This window comes from Amazonocrinis nigriterrae CENA67 (assembly GCF_016056305.1).
Taxonomy (GTDB): domain Bacteria; phylum Cyanobacteriota; class Cyanobacteriia; order Cyanobacteriales; family Nostocaceae; genus Amazonocrinis; species Amazonocrinis nigriterrae.
This window is the reverse complement of sequence record NZ_JAECZC010000052.1, coordinates 19,073-39,860: the sequence shown is the minus strand read 5'-3', so window position 1 is coordinate 39,860 and position 20,788 is coordinate 19,073. Positions and strand designations below refer to the sequence as shown.

Here is a 20,788-nt window from a genome sequence, read left to right as displayed (position 1 = left end):
GGGGGATGAGGGAGATGAGGGGGATGAGGGAGATGAGGGAGATGAGGAAGAAATAACTAATGCCCAATTCCCCATTCCCCATTCCCAATTCCCAATTCCCAATTCCCCATTCCCCATTCCCCATTCCCAATTCCCAATTCTCAATTCCCCATTCCCAATTCCCAATTCCCCATTCCGCTCTTTGAACTGTCACACAGAGTATTTTTGACGCAGGACATTAAGTGGTAGGTTGATCGTGACTGCAATTGAGAGTCAACAGGTAGCGTCATATCTTCTCACAATCCAAAACCCAAAATCGTATCAGTATATTTTTGAGGAAAAATATCTTAACTCATTCGGAATTTAAAGACCTGCTGTTGTAGCTCTCCGTGTTCCTACTAGAATTTACTTTTCGACAAAAAATGTTAATAGTTTTTTAAAAAATAAAATGCCAAAAATCAGTGATCTCAATTAATGACAACATCAAACTTTTGATTTACATCACCCGATCGGGTGAATCTACTGGGTGAAGAGTGAATTGCTTTATTGATGATACTGTGAAATTATCTTCCGAAATTCGATAAAAACCTTAGTTTTTGAGGCTTTTTGATTTCAAACAATATATATCAAACCTTTGACGGAGCCTTGAACGATCAATACTTGGTTATGGTTTAAGTAAGTCGCAGAGGAAACAGTTAATTTTCTAACAGGAGTGGTCGGGTGCTTAACAACATTGATAAATTCTTTACCTCGCGTCGTTTGCCAATTTCCTTGCTTGGCTTACTTCTCACCCTTGGCGTTGTGGGTGAGCAAACTAGACCTGTTCTGAGTAATGAAATCGAAGAACTACCTACATCAAGAGCATTGACTACCAATTTTGGAGAATCGACGAATCAAAGTCATAATAGCACTCAAACTTCTCTATTGTCGCGGTTAAGAGAAGTTCGAGAGCAGAGAAGTCAACAGCAAACGGCTTCTTTTGACAGTGAAACTTTTGTCAATGAAAGCCAACAAGATAACTTGCAACAGCAGCCAAAATTAGTTTCCTCTGCAACCTTATCGAAGAATGTAAAAGCTGCTAAAGAAACAGGAGTTACACCAAGAGTAAATCTTCCTACAAAAGATGGAATTTATCTTTATGGTCAATCACCACAACCTAATGAGCCTGGGCAAGGTTATGTTATATTTCAGAGGCAGCAAAGTAAGGTAACGGGTGCGTTGTACATGCCCCAGTCAGAGTTTAGCTGTTTTGAGGGGACACTTGACAAATCAGGAGAATTGGCAATGACTGTTATGGGTTCTCCAGATGAAAGTGGTTCCAATGAGGTAGCTACAGCTAATAGACTACCTGACTTCAGTGGAGATGAGCCAGCCACCTATGCTTACTCAGTAGCACTGCAAGATTATCATCAGCTTAATACCATCAGTGCTAATGACAGACGTATTTTGCAGATGTGTACTCGATCTGCTAATAATGTTTACACAAAGCTAGTCAAATAAATAAGCTATTCGTAAGACTGTCAGTGGTCAGTAGGAAAAAAACAACTAAACCTTGGAGTTTGCCAGTTGTTAATGTACCAAAGCCGCAAGAGTACACTGGTTTACAACTGACAAATGACAACTGACAACTAACAACTAACAACTAACATTAAAACTCAATCCCTGGTTGCGCTTTCACGCCTTGGTCGCGGAAAGGATGCTTAACTAGGGTCATTTCTGTTACTAAGTCGGCTCGTTCGATGATAGCGGTTGGTGCGCCTCTACCTGTGAGGATAACGTGTTTGTTCGGTGGTTTTTTTGCTAAACCTGCTAAAACATCTTCAACTTGTAAATAACCCATTTTCAAAGCAATATTGATTTCATCCAACAGTACTAGCTGAAAGTCAGGATTTTGGATGTATTCTAGTGATTTTTCCCAAGCGGCGTTGGCTTTGTCAAGGTCGCGATCGCGGTCTTGGGTTTCCCAGGTGAAGCCTTCACCCATAGCGTGAAATTCTAACTGGTCTTCCCAATAACTGAAAGCCGCTTTTTCCGCAGGTTCCCAAGCTCCTTTGATAAATTGGATAATCGCTACTTTATACCCATGACCAAGCGATCGCAACACCATCCCCAACGCCGCAGTTGTTTTACCTTTACCGTTACCAGTATTTACAATAATTAATCCTTTTTCTGGCACAGCTTGTGCTATCCGCCGATCCTGCACTTCTTTACGCCGCTGCATTTTCTTGCGGTACTGCTCATCAGTTAACTCAGGTAGATTTGAGGACATTATTTCGTCAATTAAGCGCTCAATTTCTTTATCTGAGTTTAACTCTTCTGGTGTATCGCTTTTCATGAATCTTTGGGGATACTGAAAATAACTGCTACAACTAAATAGAAGCAAGTCAAATTTTGTTGTTTATACAATTTCACATAACTTGTGTTTTTTATATGTCCACTAATATCAATTTGAAAAATAGTAAAGGGGACTGGGGATTGGTGATTGGGGACTGGGTATTGGTTTGAAAATAGATTCTCTAGAATTATTAAATTTAGCTAACATTCATAGATTGCACAAATTGTTGACAACTCACATTTGCAAGGAGCGATTTTGTAGCAAACACATCGCCATAATGATTGATAATGAGCAGTTTTTGGCAATCTTGCAGCAATTACAAGCAAGTCGCCAAGATGGAATTTTATAAAATACTGATAAATCTGGTGAACAAAATATGATTCAGCAAATTTTAATTCTTCAAGGAGATATTACTCAGTTAGAAGTAGATGCTATAGTCAATGCCGCTAATAGCTCATTACTAGGTGGTGGCGGTGTTGATGGTGCAATTCACCGTGCTGCCGGACGAGAATCGCTAGAAGAATGCCGTCAATTAAAAGGTTGCGAAACTGGTGAAGCTAAAATTACAAAAGGCTATAATCTACCTGCTAAATGGGTAATTCATACTGTTGGGCCAGTTTGGGAAGGTGGCAATTATGGAGAAGATGAATTATTAGCGAGTTGTTATCGCCACAGCTTGACTTTAGCAGAAGAATATCAAATTAAAACTATTGCTTTTCCGGCTATTAGTACAGGTGTCTATCGCTTTCCGATGGAACGTGCTAGCAAAATTGCAATTACTGAAGTTAATAAGTTTTTACACAACCATAATTCGCTAAAACAGATAATTTTCGTTTGTTTTAACCAAAGCGCTTATGATTCTTACCAGCGAGTAATGCAAGAAATTACTGAAAGCTAGTTAACATTAGATTCGGTGTCTTTACCGTTCGGGAGTTGGAAATGTCGAAACAGCTGGGTCAAAAAATTGCACCCACAGCCATATCAAGCGATATTGGCATAGTGGATTTGATTGATAATTACTTCACTGCTTACAATTCAGCACGGTTGCGGGAAATCTGCCAATTACTCAGTCGTGATGTGCTAACAGAAGGTGTTACCGTGGGAGTTAGCCTTTCCGGTGCCATGACACCAGCAGGATTTGGGGTTTCAGCACTTGCACCTTTGATTCGCAATGGCTTTATTGACTGGATGATTAGCACTGGTGCTAATCTTTACCATGATATGCATTATGGGTTGGGTTTTGAACTGTTTGCTGGAAATCCCTTTTTGGATGATGTGAAACTACGCCAAGAAGGAACTATTCGCATTTATGACATTATTTTCGGCTACGATGTGTTGCTGGAAACTGATGCTTTTATCCGTAAGATTTTACAAGCAGAAGCCTTTCAGAAGCGGATGGGAACGGCTGAATTTCACCATTTACTAGGCAAATATGTCTGGGAAATCGAAAAGCAATTGGGAGTAAAACATTCTAGTTTGCTAGCGACAGCTTACGAATATGGCGTACCCATTTATACTTCTTCTCCCGGTGATAGTTCCATTGGGATGAACGTAGCAGCTTTAGCCTTGGAAGGTTCGCAGTTGGTGTTAGATCCTGCAATTGATGTGAATGAAACAGCTGCGATCGCCTACTCTGCGCGAGAATCAGAAGGTAAAAGTGCGGCTGTGATTCTTGGTGGTGGCAGTCCTAAGAACTTTTTGCTACAAACTCAACCGCAAATTCACGAGGTATTAGGACTGGAAGAACGAGGACATGATTACTTTGTACAGTTTACCGATGCTCGTCCTGATACCGGTGGTTTGTCAGGGGCAACTCCCTCGGAAGCCGTTAGTTGGGGTAAAATTGACCCGGAAGAGTTACCCAGCACAATTGTTTGTTACACCGATAGCACGATCGCTTTACCATTGGTGACAGCATACGTTCTCAACCAGTGCCAACCTCGTCCCTTGAAGCGATTGTACGACAAACGCGAAGCCATGTTAGAGAAACTACAAACAGACTACCTAGCAGCCAAAACCCAACCATCGGATAAAATTCCCGCTGCTGTAGCTGATAGTGCTTCTCAACAAGCAGCGACTTATCCCTGTGGTAGGCTGATTCCTAATACTCCTTAAATTTGGGGACTGGGGACTAGTGAGTCAGCGCGGTCTTGGGGGTCTCCACGCCACTTGCTACAACGGGGGGAACCCCCGCAACGCAGTGGCTCCCCATGAGCGACTGACGAACCCCGAAGGGGTGATTAGGGACTGGGAGGATCATGTCCGGTTAATTAGTTATGATTCCCACAGTCATTGCACCCCACCCCCAACCCCTCCCACCCCCCTTTCATCCCCCCTTACCAAGGGGGGACAGAGGGGGGTAAACGTAGCTTTGGCGGGGTGAGGTTCTTCGGGTTTAATAAATAATCAAGCGGACATAATATTATTTGCTATACTACAAACTTGCTTCCACAACCTGTTTATAAAAAGCTTCTAAACCAACTACGCAGGCTTTATCGTCAAATAGCCTGTCGTGACGTTGACTAATTCGTTGTGAAATATCGCGTCGCCAAACTGGGTTTAGTCCTAATTTAACGGCTATGTCGATATATTCCGCTGCATTTTCTGCGATAGTATCTGTCACACCTAGCATTTTCAGGAAGCTGTCAGAATGGCGACCCCGCATAAATTCTCCTGGACAAGTAACTATGGGGAGATTGCAAGCGATCGCTTCTAAGCTAGTATTACCACCAGACCAAGTGAATGTATCCAAGTAAACATCTGAGAGTAAATTAATCATCAGATAATCTAAACGCTCTGGAATACTCAAAAATACACAATAATCTTCATAGTCCAGTTCCACATCAGCAAACGCACGTTTCAGACGCGGTTTAATTAAACTACCACGCAAAAATACAAATTTAGCTTGGGGAACACGATGAGCGATTTCTGCAAAAATGAAATCGTATTGTGGTAGATATTTAAAAGGAGCTTGGCAAGATAAATAGATTACCGCATCATCAGGTAACTGAAAATCTGAACGGGTTTTAACGACAGGTGGAATATATGGTTTGGGATAAGAAACACCAATATTAGGTAAGCAAATTAATTTTTCTGAGTAATGTTCTTGAGCATTTTCTACTTCCATTAATTCGCTAGATAAAAAGTAATCAATGGTAGGTAAACCAGTGGTTACTGGATGTCCCCAAGCTGTACATTGCACAGGTGCAAGTCGCAGTCCAGCCATTTGCATTGTCTGCGGGTTCATGCCAATTTCAGGAAACACCAAGATGTGCAGTTTATCAGCAATTATTTGTTCACAAACTGCTGATAAATCATAAGGGATATGGTGGAAAACATCACTATAATCTATAAATTGTTGGGTAACTGGATCTGGCTCATTTCCGATATAGTAACAATGGATTTCAAAATTTTCGCGATCGCAGTAACGTAACCAGCCAGTTAACCACAATGTGCCACTATAGGAATGCAGATAATAGGAAACATAACCAATACGAATTTTTTGCTGAGGCTGAAGCTTTGGTATGGATAAAGGAACAACCCATTGGGGAAAATTAGCTGCCATAATCTCATGCACTAATTGTCCATATTGGCGTTGTAAATCTATATCATTTTGTGCTTGATATGACAGATAAAAATTTGTCAGTCGTCCGATACCAGCTAAAGCACTATGACGTTCTTCAGTAGTTTTGAGAGAGGTTTGAGCAATTAAAGTTTGCAGTCCTTGGATAAAGCGCTGGCGATAGAAGCTAATTTCCTCTTCATTGTCATACACTGATGGAATTGTCAGATATTTGAGTATTTGAAAAGTGTAATCATCAGGTAAACATTTAGCAGCATTTTCTGCACTCAAAATAGCTGATTTTATACGACCATTACGCCGCAATTCAATAATTAATTCAAAATGTAGCCTTCCTTCTGTTGGGTAAAGTTTAATTGCTTGTTGGAGAGTCTGAAAATATTCGTCTAGAAGATTTAATTGCTTATAACAATGACACAATCGCGCATAAGTTTCTACATCACCTGTTGAGATTTCTAAGAGGTTTTGAAATTGCGCGATCGCTTCAAGCCATCTTCCCTGCTCAAATAATTTATTACTTAAGCAAAAAAAAACTGTTCATTCTTAACTGGGTTCAAGCTTTCTAACTCATAATATGTTAAAGTATCTGCTTTTGCTTGGATGATTGCATCTTGATTTTCATGTTCTAAAATAATTCGAGCATGGATACGAGGTAACAAAGCTGACCACTGAGTCTCAGACAGATTTCCTACTAACGAAATCTCTAATCCCTCAGAAATATCTAAATCTTCTTCCATCAGAAGATTCATTGCCACACTGGATAACAACAGTTCAGCATCCTCATCAGCAATATCACTATTATTGATAAGTAAAGTAATTTTTTCACTATCGATGTGAGTTGCAACTGCTTTAATTACAGCTTGTAATTCTAAACTGATTGTCTCTTCTGTTTGTGACCAATCAGGAAAAATAATGAAGTTAATTTCCTTGAGATTTAAATTCAAGAGAGTTGCATCAACTAAGGCAGAACTGACAATTTCTGCCATTTCTGACCAAGAAAACTTTTTCACTTGTGCTAAACCCGCAGCAATCAACGTTTGACGAACACCAGGCTTTTGCACATCACAGAGTGCATTTGCTAGTCCATCCACATCATCATCGTTGACATATATTGCTGCTTCTCCTGCTACCTCTGGAATTGATGCATTAGGACAAGTAATTACCGGACAACCACAAGCCATCGCCTCTACTATAGGCATTCCAAAGCCTTCATATTTAGAAGGATAAACCAACGCTAAAGCACCAGAGTAGGCTATTGCTAACTCTTCATCACTGAGTTGCATCGTGTGGACAATACTACCTGAAGTGTAGGTTCTAAATTCAGGTGCTAACAACCCGCCACTACCTGTCAAGACAACATCAAATCCATAGCTATTAATTAGCTGTGAAAAAGCCTTGAAGAACAAAATACTATTTTTATAACCAGTTCCAGCACCCACTAAAAGGAAGTAAGGTTTTATCACACCATACTTTATCTTAAAGGCATTAATCTTTTGTTGAGTAACTGGTGAAAATATTTGGTGATTAACACCATTTTTAGCAACAATTACAGAATCTAAAGGAATTTCTGGAAAACATTTTACTAAGTCATTGGCTGTATTTTCTGAAACTGCAATATATGCACTTGCATGTTGAATTCCATAATGCTTTTCGCGCCACATGGGATTTTCTAAATTCCATCCTAATAATTCTGGAATCATGTCATGTGCCATGAAAACAGAAGGTGTTGTAATTGGTGTTGTATAGTAAGAAGAAATAAATAAATCTGCACCTTCTTCATCACAGGCTTGCTGTAGCATTTCCCGATCAGCATCAGTATTGTTGTAGTCATATGCTGGTACAGCACGATACCTGATTCCAGGAATTTTAGGAGCAGTCCCAGCACGGTCAAGCACCACAATATGCTTAGCAAATCCGTTGTTATTCCATTCTTCTAATAAGGATTTCCAAACACGAGCTATACCAGTTTGATAGAGTTGGAAGAAGACACCATCAACAATAATTATTGGTGAGATTTGTTTCAAGGTGACTAATTTCTGAAACCACACACCAGTATAGTCAATATCGTGAAGAATAAATCTTTCACCTTTGAGTTTTTCAAATTCATGTACTGCTTTCCTACAACCTTCCCAATGACCATAGTCGTCTATCTGAACTATGCCGTTAGGAACAACACTCTCATAAAGATTGTTAAAAATATCCATTGTAGATTCATACCAATCTCCATCAGCATGTAGTAACGCGATCTGATTGATCTCTAATTTATATTGAGGTAATGTTTCTGCAAATAATCCTTTAACAGGCACGACAATCTCTTGCACATTTAATAATTGGCAAATTAAGTTTAAATTTTCAGAAATTGGAGCTTTTAAAGTGCCAACTCCAAAGCCTGTTAGATTTGCCTCTACTCCCTTGTGCCGATCAAATTCACTCGGTTCTGGCATCCCCTCGAAAGTATCACAGGCGTAAAGTAGTCGTGGACGTAAGCTATAGCGTTTAATTACTGTTGCTAAAAGAGCTGCTGCTCCTCCTTTATAGCTTCCACACTCAACAAAATTCCCAGGAATATCTTCTAAACAAACTTTTTTTGCTAAAGAATATAATGAAAATAAACGCTTTTCACTCAATAAAGTATAAGGACGAACAGCATTAAGAATTTCTTCAAATTCTTCTTGTGGTGAAACTGTTGATAATCCACTTATATAATAAGTATGCAAATGCTTTGGTAGATTCCAATTAACTTTTGGATCTGGCTGATGTTGCACTGGCTCAACATTTCCTCGCCAAGCAACCCCCATAATTTGCATAGTTTGGTAGACCATTGTATTCCACCCTTTTTGCCTTAAATAGTCCAGACCTTGAGCTACATCAGGAGAATTCAAATCATGAAATACAATTAAAGCATCTGCCTCTGCCAACTGCTCACATATAATTGCATCATTAAGTGGCCCTGGTGCTTCATGATCGCCATCTATGAAAATTAATGACCACTTACGTTGTAATTGTTTTGCTAATTCATCCACTTTTTGTGGGCTATAACCAGCTACCAGATTCACTGAATCAAGAATACCAGCAGAGCGAAGGGAACTACTTACACTTTCATAAATATCTTCTTTAGCTAATAGCGGGTCAATGACATCTAATTCTACTGCTGCCAAAGCTATGTGACACGCCGACCAACCAAGCCAACAACCAATTTCTAAAGCTTTTTTACCCTTAAATTTGAGGGCAGTATTATAAAGGATATGAGCTTCATCTCGGCTGAGGAATCCAATACTTGATTGCCTTTTATCTACATACCAGTTATGAGAAATTTCACGTCGTAGATAAGACCATCTACAAGTTTTTGTGTCTCCCACAATCATATTTGGAAAATATTTGTCTGGTTGGATAATTTCAAATCCAGGTGAAACATAATCTCCATCAGGTAGTAATGCCCGTTCAATAACTTTAAGTGTTTTTTGCATCATTTGTTCTTCCCTGAATATTTGTTCTGCTCTTTGCTTGCAAGCCTGACCAATAGATTGGCGTAACTCAGGATTCATCACCCAGTCTTCAATAGTTTTTACCAATTCTCTAACTGTGGCTTCCGGGTCAATTTTAGGGTCAGTAAGTAATTTGCCAGTGTTACCCAATTCTTCAGGAATGCCACTGACAGCTGAAGCAATAACTGGTAATCCCTTTGCCATTGCTTCCATTACACACAAAGGCATTCCTTCTAATAGCGAAGGAAATACAAAAATGTCAGCAACATTAAGCCAATCTGAAATATCAGAACGCTGTCCTAAAAAAATAACCTTGTTGTTTATCCCCAGCTGCTCAACTACATCTTTTAAGTTCGTTTCAAGTTGTGGTTCAAAAATTCCAGCGCCAGCCCAAACAAAGTAAACTTTAGTCCATATTAAGCTATTCATCAGATGCTTAATGGCTTCCATTTGATACTGATAGCCTTTTCGTGTTTCTATGCGAGCAGCAGTAAAGCAAACTACAGCATCTGAAGGAATACTCAACGATTGACGTAAACTTGCACGTAAAGATAAATCACAGTCAGTGAAATATTTTGGAGGTCGTCCATAATAAATAACTTGTCCCAGATATTTAGGTAGCTTAAATAGTTTGTTTAATAAATTTAAATTATCAAGGGAAACTGCAATTACTGACTTAGCTTGATTATATTGATGGGATAGCTGATCTAAGTATGCAGCGAAGCGATCTGCTAAGTGAGGCTCAACAAGACCCTCGATAACAATGTAAGGTATACCCAGATGAACAGCGATTTGCTTGATAGCTAAATTAGAGAAGGGATTACTGTTACTACAAATGATCAGATCAGGTTTATTATCTGTTGTTAAAATGCGTGGTAGATTTTGTAAGGTATCTTGATTGAGCCATAGATGGTCAATGCCTAAATTTTTTTGTTGAGTGATTGAGCCATCGTCAAATGCATGGGGTTGTAGACATGTTACTTGATAACCTAACTTTATTAATCCACATAAAAGTGAGTGATTATATTGTGCAACTCCACCAACTCCCGGATCTTCCGTAGATAATAAAATATGTTTATTCATGCTTATTAATTAATTTGTTGTAATAGGTTAGGATTAACTAAAATTCTGATCTTACAGAGAGTCAGAAAGTATTAGCGATCGCTCTGACTTTGTTGTTTCTTCATTTGTTCTAAAACAACTTTGTAATCTTGCCTGTCAGGATGCAACTTCACTAACTTTTCTACAAGTTCTATGGCACCCTTGGTATCTTTTAATTGCAACCGCAACAAAGATAGTTTCTCTAAAGCCGATTGATTATTTGGTTCTCGCTGTAAAACCAGTTCGTAATCCCGCGCCTGTTGTTGCAATGGAGACTCAGGAAATACAGTTTCCGGCTTAGGATTGTGAATAGCCTGTTGTATTGCAGGAATTGCCGCAAAAGCCGTGGAACCCAGAAACGATACAATCGACACTATCGCTAATAATTTTTGTCGCTGCTCAATTTTCTTTTGGCGGGTCTTAAAATATTCTTCCTCAGAACTAGCCATATCTCGATGGTTGCTGCGGTAAATACTTAGATAACAGCAATCTCTAGTTATCAAGTTACCCATTACCCCTCAGAAACTAACATCTCAACTACAAATTTTTCACACTGAGGTTAGACTTGACATGAAGATATACTGATACCACAGCAAAAATCTCTGTAATTCCCAGACTTTGGGTAATTTTATCACCCAGTTTCAAAACTGGTACAGTTAAAAATACAGCAATTTGCTAATTGTAGTAAGTTATACTTATTCTTTAGCCACTTATCATCACCGTGTTGTTACAGTTCTTGTGCAAACCCCTTTGCATTTTTTCAATCTGGGAAAAACTACCAATTCTTCTTGCAGCTTTTTGAGTATAAATACATCTCTGCTTAATTTCTGGAGGAAAGATTAAATAAATATAAAGATTTGCAATGATGTTGTTTAAGACTAGATGTTTGCGATATTGTATATAACGTTATCAATACGCACGGCAGATACTATTTCTTCGTTGCTTAAAAACCTTCAAGTCAGCCAGTATTATATGGTTTTTCCAACCATCACAGAAATTCTGGTGTCCACACAAAATAAGATTCACAGGTCGTCCCCACTCATGCTGTCATTGCAACTTTACAGGGGGACTAATTTTTTCCTTCGGCATTCGCGATCGCTGCTGGGCAGGATTAAAGTTTTGTGGTGGTAATTACCGTACAAAACCGAATTCTTTGACAAACAAGCAGAGTTTGTTATGGTATAGTTAAAAAGTTAAGACTAGCTTTACCCATTACAACACTCTACGCATCGGTGACAATTGCAAGACGGAAAGCAGTTTTGATTAAGCATTTACCAAATAAAATCTGAATTGAATCTAGGTTATGACTCAGCAAGTGATTCTTCACCCTATGGTGAAATTGCAGCGTAACGTGCAATCACTCGTAGAATCCAATATTATCAAGCCAACTGATAGCATTTGGAAGATTGCCTTACTCTATGGCAACGAATGGCAGTACTGGAAACAAGAACTGCTCGACTTTGGATTTAGTATGCAAGACCCAGTTAGCGAATTGCTAGCTGTAGAAGCTTGGGACGAGGAGTAGGGAATAGGGAGTAGGGAGTAGGGATTTTTGAATTTCACCACTCACCACTCCCCACTCACTACTCCCCACTTCCCTCAATGGCAAGCAGCTAATGCCGCAGCCAGTTCTTTGGCAGTCTGATAGCGATCGCGTGGCAGAGGTTCGGTAACGCGGTCTATAATCTCCCTTAATTGGGGAGTAATTGTGGGAACGCTTGCCACATCAAAGCGGAAATTTCGTCCTCGTTGGCGATAAAACTTGAAAGGATTCTCCGCTGTGAGTAGGAAAATCAGTGTCGGGCCAATGGCATACAAATCAGATTGAGTCAGGGGTTGTCCTCGTTCTTGTTCCGGGGCGCAGTAACCTTCTGCACCAATACGAGTACCAGGCGTTGTCCCAATCTCCTTAACAGCACCAAAATCTAATACCACTATCTGATTATTATAATTTCGCACCATTAAATTAGCGGGTTTAATATCGCGGTGGATTAAAGGCGGGTCTTGAGAATGCAGGTAGTTTAGAATATCACAGGTTTGTATCATCCAGGCGATCGCTTGCTTTGGTATTACTGGGCCAGTGGTGTAGATATATTTTTCCAAATCTTGCCCGTGGACTAATTCCATTGCTAAGTATTTTTTGCCGCCTTCTACAAAGAAGTCATAATACTTGGGAATACCAGGATGGTTAAGGGATTTGAGAGTGTGCGCCTCACGCTCAAATAACTCCTGGGCTTTGGCAATTTTCGCCATATCAGCATTCATTTGCTTTAACACCAACAGTTGTGGCTGTCCTGCAATCACCCCTGCTGTATCCCAAGCTAAATAGGTAGTACCCATACCTCCCTGACCAAGCGTTCGTAACACCTGATACTGGCGAATCGTCTGTTGCACTGTCAGAGGTTGACCGCAGTGGATGCAAAACAGATTTTTCGGAGAGTTACCTTCGTGGGTGCAAGTAGATGATGAGCTTGCAGGCTTGCTTTTTGAAGATATGGGTGTAGCAAAATTCTCCTTCGCCCCACCAAGCTGTTGCGATCGCCACCCACTTTCCTGTGCTGTTACCTCCTGAATTTGGAATAGTAACACTGGCCCTCCTTGTGCCAGTTCCAGCAAGGAATTATTTGTTAATATACTTTGGATCACAAGCACACCATTGAGGAAAGTGCCATTTGTGCCTTGGCTAGTCACCTGCCAAGAACTACCATTGCTGCTAGAACTGACTTGTCTAAGTTCTAGATGATGTCGGGATACTAAAGTATCAGTTAAAACAACATCGTTATCAGTGGCTCGACCAATCCGAATCACGGAAGAGTTTTCAAAGCACCACTGCTTGATTGGCGTTTTTTGTTGCGGTTCTAGCAGGGTCAGAGTAACCACAATGCAACCTAAAAGATAAAAGGGAGTAGGGAGTAGGGAGTGGGGAGTAGGGAGTTAGAAGGCGCGGAGTTAGGAGTTACGGGTTAGGAGTTAGGGAAGAATTTCCCTAGTCCCCAATCCCCAGTCCCCAATCCCCAGCCCCTAATCCCTAATCCCTTCCATGTTTGGGCGTACTTTTGCCCGGACAAGTATAGCAGTAATATTGTCATGACCATTGTACTGATTTGCTAAATCAATTAATTTTGTCACGCTTTGTTCTAAATTAGTGGCAGAACTCAGTACGGGAATTAGGTAACTCTGCCAATGTATTTCTAGTAAATCATTATCTGATAAACCGTCCGAGGCCAGAATCAGCACAGTATCTTCAGTGATCTCGAAAAATTCCACTTCGGGATTGATGGAGTTTTGATCGCGTGGCCCCAAGGCTTGGGTCAGCTGATAGGCATCTGGACGGGCGTAAGCTATGGTCGGTTCTACTCCTCTTTTTATTTCCCGTTGACCAACTTCGTGATCTACTGTCACTTGTTCCAGCCCTCGCTTACGAGTCAGGCGGTAAAGGCGACTATCTCCCACATGAGCAACTGCTGCTTGCGTATCTTGAATTAACAGCATAACTAGGGTGGTGCCCATGCGCCCAACACCAGAACGGGCATCTTGTTGATTTACCTCGTAAATTGCCTGATTAGCTAAGTAGACAGCCTCACGAATACTATCTTCTGTGGGTAGTTGATTGCCAATCCATCGTTCTTGAAAATATTTCCGCAGGGTGTTGACTGCCAACTCACTAGCTATTTCGCCACCAGCATGTCCGCCCATACCATCGCAGAGAATATACAAACCACGGGCTTGTAGAATTCGGTTTTTGGGTATTTCCAGCTTGTCAATTTTGGTTTCGATGCCAAAGCAGTCTTCATTGTGATGACGTTGACGCCCCACATCAGTACGCCCTGCATCTTCCAGGCTACTTAACTGCATTGATAGTACAACTGTTGGCAGATCATCAACTTTGCCAGAGATATCTCCTGGCTCATCTAATTGCAGGACTGTGCGTGCCGCAGTATCTTTTTCTGCCATGAGGTCAGCAGTTGGCATTGTGGCTGCTTCTAATTCAGCTGCGGTTGACTGCAAACGCGATCGCAACTGTGCCATATCCTGAATTTTCCCTAGTTCCAAATCTTCCAAAAGCTGCATGATAGGGCCAAATTGAGTTCTTTGGGATTGTCTAAATAGCGTCTCCCATATCCGACCCAAAGCTTTGAGAGTTAAAGGCTGCCCTTGCAGAGCAAATGTATCTGCCTCCTCATCGTCTGACAATTCTATTGCTGGCTGGCTATTCCATGATTCTACGTATAACTGTTGTAGCGCTAGTGTTTGGTCTTCATCCAATCGCAGATTAGATAACTCCAACAAACTCTGACGACAACTAGCTTTTTCTAGTATCGTCCAGAGTTGGGTCATTTGATAACACCAGTGTAAAATTTGCAACGAGCTAGTTGTTTCTGCTTGCCACAATTCGAGTAAATTTTGCCAATGGGAACGATCCTGGATAATTACTACCTGTGTGTCATCTTGCTGCCATGCATCGTGAATCAATGGTATTGCTGGATGTTTTTGGGGTTGTAAGACAATATAAGCCTTAGCAAGCCTGGGGATTCCCTTTGCTTCTACTAATGGTGTTACCACCCCCTGTTGCTGATTTGCTAATATTGCCTCAATAGGTGATATTTGATACGGTTGGCAGTCTAAAACTCTCGCGTACACTTCCGTATTAGCCGCGTTTTCCTTCGCAGTATATAGTGGCTCTACCAGTTGATAGCGCTGTCCTTGGTCTAAATAAGAACCTACTGCTAACTGAGAGATAGAAGGTAGAAAAGATGAGGAAGTTACAGAAGATACTGCTTCCTCATCTGCCTGATCTTTCCCTGTTCCCCCAACGACAGCTTCCTTGGCAATAATAGCCCACCACACTGTTCCGCATTCCGCACCACAGTTATGACAAAATTGTGCATTCACAGGCACTTCAGTATTGCATTCAGGACAAACTTTGTGGGTCAGGGACGTGCCACACTTTTGACAAAATTTGTTAGTATGGGGATTTTCAAATTTACACTGAGGGCAAATCAGCATAGTGGAAGTTCCTTAATTCCGGTTCCAAAGTGCTTCTAGCCACTAACATCCAAAGTGCCACAATTGGCCGCCCCTGCCTGAAGTAGACCTACAAGAGATGTGGTTTTACCAATGAATTTTGGTGGCAGTATTAATTGTGACGCATAATAGCTAAATATTTCAGATATCGGCAAGTCAATTGCTTGCAAGGGGAAATTGGGAGCAGGGGAGATTGGGAGAATTACAACTGACAACTGACAACTGACAACTGACAACTGACAACTGACAACTGACAACTACCTTCATTCCCCTTGTATACTACGAGAGCGCTAGTTGAATAGTAAAACAGGTACGGTTAGACCCACTTTCAACCTCAATTGTTCCTCCTAAGTGTTTCGTCAGTTTTTGTACCAGTGCCAGTCCTAATCCTGTGCCGCCTTGTTTCCAAGGATCATTGCTGGGAATACGGTAAAATTTGTCGAAAATGCGTGGTAGTTCAGAGCTAGGAATTTCCACACCGGAATTGATGACTTGGAACTGGATGTTGGGAGCTTTGAAATGGGCGGAAATGGTTATTTCTGCATCTGGGGGGCTAAATTTACAGGCATTGGTAAGCAGCTCTACTAAAATGCGTTCTAGACTGTATGGATCGCAGGCAATGGGGGGAGTATTAGAAGCTATGATCAGGCGCAACTTTTGCCTACATGAAGTGCGGTCGCGAGCTTTAAATAGCTCTACTACCCGCCATAGCCATTGTTGTACTTGAATTTTTTCCAGCACCCAAGGTCTAGCGCTGGTATCTAGTCGTTGTAAATCTAGGAAGTTGTTAATTAAGTTGATTTCGCGATCGCATTCGTTGTCTAAAATTTCAAAATAGCGAGCCGCTTTTGAGCGTTCTGCTGGTGGTTTTGCCATTTCTGACAAAAAGTTCTGCTCTTGGTGCAGTGCGATTCCCAACATTTGAATTGCCATTTTCATATTAGTTAATGGCGTGCGTAGTTCGTGGGAAACTGTACTTAAGAATTCTTCTTTGAGGCGATTGAGGCTTTCCATTTCCTCTAGCTGTGCCTGTACTGCTTCTTGACTTTGTTGTAGGGCAACTTCTGCTAATTTGCGCTCTGTAATATCAATACAGCAACCAATGTAACCAGCAAACTTGCCATTGGGGGTAAATCTGGGAATACCAGTATCTAACATCCAACGATAATCACCATCATGGCGTTGTAGGCGATACTCTATCTCAAATTTAGCTCGTGCATGAAAGGCAGAATCATAATTTTCTTGGCAAAATTCTCGCTCTTGTGGATGCACTCCTTCTAGCCAGCCCCACCCTTGCTGCTGCTCTATGCTGCGTCCTGTAAACTTTAGCCAAGAATTATTAAAAAAGGTAAATAATCCGTCACATCCTGCCATCCACAACATGAATGGTGCGCTATTAGCCAGAGTTTGAAAGCGTTGTTCGCTTTCTTTTAAACCATCTTCAGCCTGCTTGCGGGCAGTAATATCCTCACACACCATGAGAATCACTGGACTTTTCACAGGACACTGCGGTGCTGGAGTAACTTTAGTTGTAGTTGAAACTTCTTCCCGTTCAACAACAAACTCGTTTCGGTAATGCAAAGCAGAACCCACAGCACAGGATAGCGTAGCAAGTGTCCGTTGGCTTTCCTCTGCAATTAGGTGTTCATCTTCACCAAGCAATAACCTTAGTGTAACTTTTGCCCATGTAATTTTGCTGGTAGGGCAGTTTAAACGAAACTCTCCTGTGGCTTCGTTGTGAGGCGATTTTAATAAACTCGTGAACAAATCACAAAGCCTTTGTTGGTCTGATTGATCAAACAAATTAAAAACAGACTGTTGTATCAATTGTTCTGATGTGTAACCTAGAAGGTTTGCACCGAACTGGTTTAAAGACAAAATTATCCCCATCGCGTCCAAGCTGAAGTACACAGCAGGCGTATTGTCATAAAGCCTGCGATACCACTGGAGTTCCTCTTGGGTACGACGCAGCGTCTCTGCTGTGGACAGTTCCAAATCGGACGCTCGTTCGGGTACAAGTTCCAAGCGTGCAGGTGTTGCCGACAAGATATCTTGTTGTTGGCGCGTTTGATGCCAGAGCGATTGTTGATTACGGCTCATAAAACTTAAACTTGCACCCAAGGGCTAATGTGAATTAGTTGGGAATAAAAGAAGATAATTATACTGCTTTTCACTGGATTTTTGTCAAATATTATAGATAATAAGTTTCATTAAGCTTTTTTGGGAATTGGGAATTGGGAATTGGGAATTGGGAATTGGGAATTGGGAATTGGGAATTGGGAATTGGGAATTGGGAATTGGGAATTGGGAATTGGATTCTACTATTAGTCATCACATCTGGCCCACTACCCATCACCCATTACCCATTACCCATTACCCATTACCCATTACCCATTACCCATTACCCATTACCCATCACCTCATCCCCCTCATCTTCCCCTGCTCCCCCGCTCCCCTGCACCTGTTTGAGACTTCAGCAGCAATTTGAGTTCAGCTGGAGTCAGGTCACGCCACTGACCTTGTTGTAGAGTATCTAGGCAAAGATGGGCTATGCTCACCCTGATTAGTCGTAAAGTCGGAAAGCCCACAGCCGCTGTCATGCGCCGCACCTGACGATTTTTTCCCTCAGTCAAAGTCATTTCTAACCATGCTGTTGGGATATTTTTGCGAAATCTAATTGGAGGATCGCGATCGCACACAGGTGGTTCTTCTGCCAACAGCCTAACTTCTGCTGGTCGAGTGCGGTAATCTTGAATTTCCACACCTGTTTGCAACTTGTTTATAGCATCAATATCCGGAATGCGTTCTACTTGCACCCAGTAAGTTCTTTTATGACCAAAACGCGGATCAGACAGCCGATGTTGCAATTTTCCATCGTTAGTTAACAGTAATAACCCTTCACTATCCCAATCCAAACGTCCTACAGGATAGACATCAGGCACATCAATATAATCTTTTAAAGTTCTATGCTTAGGCGTTTCCTGGGTAAATTGGCTGAGAACGCCATAAGGTTTGTGAAAAATAATATACCTATTTGTCATTAGTCATTAGTCAATAGTCATTTGTCCTTAGTCAATAGTTTTCCTTCCCTGCTCCCTCATCTCCCTCATCTTCCTCATCTCCCCCCACTCCTGTTTTATGTCTCTTCCTCAATCTTCTGAACTAGGCATTACTCATCTTCCAGACCATACCGAATTACCAGAGTCAGACGGAACTTTCGTGAAAAACTTTCAAGAACATCCTCAAAGTATCCTTCTGACAGATTCTATTACCAGTGTATTGCAGCAACTACATCCTGATCATCAATACTGTATTGGGCAAGATAGCGGTATTTACTGGCGTTTGACTGAACCACCAGAAAGAGGAGCAGAAGCACCTGATTGGTTTTATGTGCCTAATGTACCACCAATGTTAAATGGTAAGTTTCGCCGTTCTTATGTTTTATGGCAAGAGTACGTCGCCCCGTTACTTGTTTTAGAATTTGTGTCTGGAGATGGCTTTGAGGAACGGGACAAAACACCTCTCACTGGTAAATTTTGGGTACATGAGCAAGCGATTAGAGTACCGTTTTATGGCATTTATGAAGTAAACAAAGCCTCAGTGGAAGTATATCACTTAGTAGACGGTCACTATGAACTAGTACCAGCTAATGAACGGGGTCACTATTCGATTTTGCCGATGGGCGTTGAATTAGGTATTTGGCAAGGGCAGTATAACAATATCGAAGCCCCTTGGTTGCGCTGGTGGGATACACAAGGAAATCTTTTGTTGAGTAGTGATGAAAAATCCCAACAGTTAGCACTACAGTTACAACAAGAACAGCAACGAGCAGAACGCTTGGCAGAACGCTTACGTCAGTTAGGGATTGATCCTGATCAATTGTAAGTAAGAAGAGAGCGATCGCTTTCAGCATGAATATACATTTGGTTTCCCAAAGCTGTAAGCCATTGGGAAAATTGGCGTTTCACAATAAAATCTAAAAATCTTAGCTAAGACTATTGGAAATTTGAGAAATGAGCTTTATACTATTTCCATGAACCTTAGCCAAGGTTTTTAGAAATCAACAATGTCAAAAATAATATACGATGTCATCCAGCGGTTTGAGGTAGAAAACGGCGTTCCCCGCTTAGTTTCAACAAATATCCAGGTAATTCAAGGCGGTGAAGACTTGCTGTCTTTGGCTACAAGTTTGCTGGCTCAAATGGGTTTTTATGACAAGTTTGAGGAAAACCGAACATCTCAATATATTGGGTACAAATTTAAGAATCCCAAAAAAGGAGCTAAACGTTATCAACTTGTTTTAGCTACTAGACAGGAAGGATTATGTATTTCTATACCACAAGATATTCTTAAACCTTTAATTTTAGAGCTAAAATACTATAGTTTTGTAGGAAATTATAAAGATGAAGATTATGAATGGATTACTTTAGGTAAAATTTTAATTTTACCTAACAGAAGAATTGATTTTTTAAATACATTTAATTATACAAAAGAAGTAAAACTAACAAACAAAATATCAGGAACTTTTTCTTTTGATGATTATGGTTATCTAACTCAAGAATGGCCACAAGATTTTTCTATCAAAGAGATAGCAATAAAAGATAGTTATATCATTTTAAATGATGATAAATTATTTCCTTACACATGGCAAGCTTGTCTAAACTCTAGCGAAGTTTTAGAAGAATTTCTTAGCTATTTTGCAAAAATCCTCATGGAGCAACAGTAATGTCTATCAAACCTAAAAGACTTGTAAATGCTTATGAAGAAAGGATGCTAGAGTTTTTACAAACTTGTCTAGATGGAACTTATAAAATTCATACACAGGTTAGCTTATGCCAATTTTGCGAACTAGATAGCAACCTTGATATCGAACTAAAAAAGTTCTTCTTTAGCTCCAGCGTAGACGCTCTGATTACCAACTCTGATTATAAGCCTTGTTTAGTCGTAGATTTTCAATCTTCATATCATGATTATCCTGAAGCAAGAGAGCGCGATCGCAAAAAAGCAACTTTACTTGCTCTTGCGGGTGTCCCTTTACTTTATTCACGGATAAAAGAGTTTGGATTATTGCAACTTTATTCACAAAATGAAGAAGTAATATTTAACTTATTCACAGGAGAACGACGCGAAAATGCCAAAGCCTTAATTCAAAAGTATTGCGGACTTTCTGCTTTTATTAATGTTTGATTAAAAGACAGATTAATAAATACTAGAAATTTTTGCGCTCTTCTTTGCGTCTTTGCGCCTTTGCGTGAGGTAAAAAATAAATATTTATTCAAAAAG

General features: G+C 40.6%; 16 protein-coding genes. 8 read left to right on the top strand and 8 right to left on the bottom strand.

What is annotated here, in order from left to right; translation table 11 throughout:
• The first annotated feature begins 699 nt into the window (after window positions 1-699).
• Window positions 700-1,479, top strand: coding sequence for a hypothetical protein (locus tag I8748_RS21830; RefSeq protein ID WP_198126645.1), 780 nt, complete (start codon window positions 700-702; stop codon window positions 1,477-1,479).
• A gap of 148 nt (window positions 1,480-1,627) precedes the next feature.
• Here the strand turns inward: I8748_RS21830 and cobO are convergent, their stop codons facing one another.
• Complete coding sequence (gene cobO, locus I8748_RS21825) at window positions 1,628-2,314, bottom strand: cob(I)yrinic acid a,c-diamide adenosyltransferase (protein ID WP_198126644.1); 687 nt, start codon at window positions 2,312-2,314, stop codon at window positions 1,628-1,630.
• 166 nt (window positions 2,315-2,480) lie between these two features.
• Here cobO and I8748_RS35265 point away from each other — a divergent pair, with 166 nt between their 5' ends.
• The 3 genes from I8748_RS35265 to I8748_RS21815 are packed head-to-tail and all read left to right on the top strand — an operon-like array spanning window position 2,481 to window position 4,429.
• The gene (locus I8748_RS35265) at window positions 2,481-2,663 is read left to right on the top strand and encodes a DUF6508 domain-containing protein (RefSeq protein ID WP_225896506.1); all 183 of its coding nucleotides are present in this window, start codon (window positions 2,481-2,483) and stop codon (window positions 2,661-2,663) included.
• A 27-nt stretch (window positions 2,664-2,690) separates the two neighbouring features.
• Window positions 2,691-3,212 (top strand): O-acetyl-ADP-ribose deacetylase, encoded by a 522-nt coding sequence (locus I8748_RS21820; protein ID WP_198126643.1) that lies wholly within the window; start codon window positions 2,691-2,693, stop codon window positions 3,210-3,212.
• Between the two features lie 41 nt (window positions 3,213-3,253).
• Window positions 3,254-4,429, top strand: a complete 1,176-nt coding sequence (locus tag I8748_RS21815; RefSeq protein WP_198126642.1) for a homospermidine biosynthesis protein — start codon at window positions 3,254-3,256, stop codon at window positions 4,427-4,429.
• A 319-nt stretch (window positions 4,430-4,748) separates the two neighbouring features.
• Here the strand turns inward: I8748_RS21815 and I8748_RS21810 are convergent, their stop codons facing one another.
• From I8748_RS21810 to I8748_RS21800, 3 genes are all read right to left on the bottom strand, one after another.
• Window positions 4,749-6,314, bottom strand: coding sequence for an O-linked N-acetylglucosamine transferase, SPINDLY family protein (locus I8748_RS21810; RefSeq protein ID WP_225896505.1), 1,566 nt, complete (start codon window positions 6,312-6,314; stop codon window positions 4,749-4,751).
• A 98-nt stretch (window positions 6,315-6,412) separates the two neighbouring features.
• Window positions 6,413-10,462, bottom strand: a complete 4,050-nt coding sequence (locus I8748_RS21805; protein ID WP_225896504.1) for a glycosyltransferase — start codon at window positions 10,460-10,462, stop codon at window positions 6,413-6,415.
• Between the two features lie 71 nt (window positions 10,463-10,533).
• On the bottom strand, window positions 10,534-10,929 hold the full coding sequence (locus tag I8748_RS21800; RefSeq protein ID WP_198126646.1) for a tetratricopeptide repeat protein: 396 nt from the start codon (window positions 10,927-10,929) through the stop codon (window positions 10,534-10,536).
• A gap of 854 nt (window positions 10,930-11,783) precedes the next feature.
• Between I8748_RS21800 and I8748_RS21795 the strand changes: the two genes are divergently transcribed.
• Window positions 11,784-12,005 (top strand): DUF4327 family protein, encoded by a 222-nt coding sequence (locus I8748_RS21795; RefSeq protein WP_096559096.1) that lies wholly within the window; start codon window positions 11,784-11,786, stop codon window positions 12,003-12,005.
• 74 nt (window positions 12,006-12,079) lie between these two features.
• Here I8748_RS21795 and I8748_RS21790 read toward each other — a convergent pair whose 3' ends face one another.
• From I8748_RS21790 to I8748_RS21770, 4 genes are all read right to left on the bottom strand, one after another.
• On the bottom strand, window positions 12,080-13,360 hold the full coding sequence (locus I8748_RS21790) for a protein kinase domain-containing protein (RefSeq protein ID WP_198126641.1): 1,281 nt from the start codon (window positions 13,358-13,360) through the stop codon (window positions 12,080-12,082).
• 141 nt (window positions 13,361-13,501) lie between these two features.
• Window positions 13,502-15,487, bottom strand: a complete 1,986-nt coding sequence (locus tag I8748_RS21785; RefSeq protein WP_198126640.1) for a serine/threonine phosphatase — start codon at window positions 15,485-15,487, stop codon at window positions 13,502-13,504.
• A gap of 297 nt (window positions 15,488-15,784) precedes the next feature.
• Window positions 15,785-17,605, bottom strand: coding sequence for a sensor histidine kinase (locus I8748_RS21780; RefSeq protein ID WP_225896503.1), 1,821 nt, complete (start codon window positions 17,603-17,605; stop codon window positions 15,785-15,787).
• A gap of 329 nt (window positions 17,606-17,934) precedes the next feature.
• Window positions 17,935-18,546: an rRNA large subunit pseudouridine synthase E gene (locus I8748_RS21770; protein ID WP_198126639.1), complete on the bottom strand. Its 612-nt coding sequence runs from the start codon at window positions 18,544-18,546 to the stop codon at window positions 17,935-17,937.
• Window positions 18,547-18,643: 97 nt separating this feature from the next.
• On the opposite strand from I8748_RS21770, the gene I8748_RS21765 reads away from it, so the two are divergent.
• The 3 genes from I8748_RS21765 to I8748_RS21755 all read left to right on the top strand — a co-directional run bounded on the left by I8748_RS21765 (window position 18,644) and on the right by I8748_RS21755 (window position 20,692).
• Window positions 18,644-19,390 (top strand): Uma2 family endonuclease, encoded by a 747-nt coding sequence (locus tag I8748_RS21765; RefSeq protein WP_198126638.1) that lies wholly within the window; start codon window positions 18,644-18,646, stop codon window positions 19,388-19,390.
• 181 nt (window positions 19,391-19,571) lie between these two features.
• Entirely contained in the window at window positions 19,572-20,231 is a 660-nt protein-coding gene (locus tag I8748_RS21760) for a hypothetical protein (protein ID WP_198126637.1), read from the top strand.
• Entirely contained in the window at window positions 20,231-20,692 is a 462-nt protein-coding gene (locus tag I8748_RS21755; protein ID WP_198126636.1) for a DUF2726 domain-containing protein, read from the top strand. The genes I8748_RS21760 and I8748_RS21755 overlap by 1 nt, the downstream gene beginning before the upstream one ends.
• Window positions 20,693-20,788: the final 96 nt, after the last annotated feature.